The sequence below is a fragment of the Microbacterium sp. Bi128 genome, from assembly GCF_918698205.1.
Genome location: NZ_CAKKMM010000927.1, coordinates 1 through 2,043 on the forward strand (window position 1 = coordinate 1; position 2,043 = coordinate 2,043).

The window sequence follows — 2,043 nt, forward strand, 5'->3', positions numbered from 1 at the left end:
GTTCCTGCTGGGTGTCACCGAGGCCGGGCTGTTCCCCGGCGTCATCATGTTCCTGGCCGCGTGGTTCCCCAACAAGGTCCGCGTCAAGATGTTCGCCATCTTCTACCTGGCCCAGCCGTTCTCCCAGATGCTCGGCGCCCCGCTCTCCGGCTGGCTGATCAACATCGGCGACCAGGTGCCCGGCGTCCAGGGCTGGCAGGTCATGTTCTTCGTCGAGGGAATGCTGGCGGTCGTCGCCGGCGTCGCCGCGTACTTCTTCCTGATCAACAGCCCGCAGGACGCCAAGTTCCTGGACAAGGACGAGAAGAACGCGCTCCTGGAGGTCATGGCGCTCGAGGACACCGTCAAGGAAGAGTCCGGGCCGCGCGGCGTCCTGGCGGCCATGAAGAACGGCAAGGTCTGGTACTTCACCGTCATCTACTTCTGCCTGCAGATCGCCGTCTACGGCGTCACCTTCTACCTCCCGCAGCAGGTCGCCCAGCTGACCGGCCAGAAGGTGGGCATCGCCGTCGGCTTGATGGCAGCCATCCCGTGGTTCTTCGGCATCTTCGCCTGCTACTTCATCGGCAAGGCAGCGAACACCGTGATCCGCCGCCGGGTCTGGGGCACCGGGCTGTTCATCTCCACCGGACTCTGCATCTTCGGCTCCGCGTGGGCCGGCGCCAACCACATTCCGGCGCTCGGCATCATCTTCATCACCCTCGCCGTGTGCTCGTTCCTCTCCATCGGCCCCATCGCGTGGTCCTACCCGACGGCGTTCCTCACCGGAACCGCCGCGGCCGCAGGGATCGGCCTGATCAACTCGCTCGGAAACCTCGGCGGCTTCGTCGCGCCGATCCTGCGCACCTCGGTCAACCAGATGACCGCCTCGGACACCGGGACCATGGGCGTCTATGCCCTCGGCGTGCTCCCGTTCCTGGCAGCGGCCATGATGTTCGCGACCCGCCGCTTCAAGAACAAGGCCGACGAGCTGCTGGAGCAGTAAAGGCTCCCGGCCTCACTTCCAGCGCGACGTCCAGCGCCCATCCACTGGATCCAGCAGAAAGCACCAACACATGCAGCAGAACCCCGGCAGCCAGACCTCCAACACCCGCATCCTGGTGGGGGTCAGCACCAAGATGTACCTCGGCTACCGGGACAGCCTGGACTGGCTCGAGCGGCTGCAGCACGAAGTGGACACCCGCCCGGCCCTCGCGGCCGGGCGGGTTGTCCCGTTTGTCATCCCGTCCTTCCCCGTCCTGCCCGCGGCGGCCCGGCTCCTGGCGGGTTCGCCGCTGCTGCTCGGTGCGCAGAACTGCGGCTGGTCGGACGGGCCATGGACCGGGGAAGTAGCCCCGTCCATGCTCGCGGAACTCGGCGTCCGGCTCGTGGAGATCGGCCATGCCGAACGCCGGCAGCACTTCGGCGAGGACGACGCCATGGTGGCCCTCAAGGTCCGGGCCGCGGACGACGCCGGGCTCACCCCGCTGCTGTGCGTGGGGGAGCGCGACGGCGGGCAGCCGGCGGCCGCGGCGGACTTTGTGTTTCGCCAGATCGAGTCGGCGGTCGACGGCGACTGGGACCTCGCCGGCCGCCTGGTGGTGGCCTACGAACCGGTCTGGGCCATCGGCGCGGCCGAGCCGGCCGCCGCCGCGTACGTGTCCGACGTCGTCCGCCGGCTCCGGGACCAGCTCACCGCCGCCGGCGTGCCAGGGTTGCCGGTCATTTACGGCGGATCGGCGAAGCCCGGACTGCTGCCCACGCTGGAGGGCGTCTCCGGCTTGTTCCTGGGCCGGTTCGCGCACGATCCGGTGAATTTCGGCGCCGTGCTGGATGAGGCACTCCTGCTGGCCGAGGGCTTCACTGCACCGGAACCAACCCCCGTGGGACATGTCCAGCCCTGACCGCGTGCGACGGGCATGATGCCTAGATGTCCCTTGGTCGAGGGCAAGAATGAGCATGTCCCGTGGGGTGGCTCGCGAGGAATGGACATGTTCCGTTGGGTGGGTGGCGAAGAGTGGACATGTCCGGCCTTGGCCGCGTGCGACGGGCATGATGTCTAGA

The 2,043-nt window shown here is 67.9% G+C and carries 2 protein-coding genes; both read left to right on the forward strand.

What is annotated here, in order from left to right:
- A partial coding sequence (locus LQV45_RS28090; protein ID WP_230010210.1) for an MFS transporter occupies positions 1 to 985 on the forward strand: 985 nt, incomplete at its 5' end.
- 70 nt (positions 986 to 1,055) lie between these two features.
- Positions 1,056 to 1,883: a triose-phosphate isomerase family protein gene (locus tag LQV45_RS28095; RefSeq protein WP_230010212.1), complete on the forward strand. Its 828-nt coding sequence runs from the start codon at positions 1,056 to 1,058 to the stop codon at positions 1,881 to 1,883.
- The last annotated feature ends 160 nt before the right edge of the window (positions 1,884 to 2,043 follow it).

Excerpts from the sequence above, each read along its gene's own strand:
- LQV45_RS28095 (WP_230010212.1), top strand. The coding sequence starts at position 1,056 with ATGCAGCAGAACCCCGGCAGCCAGACCTCCAACACCCGCATCCTGGTG.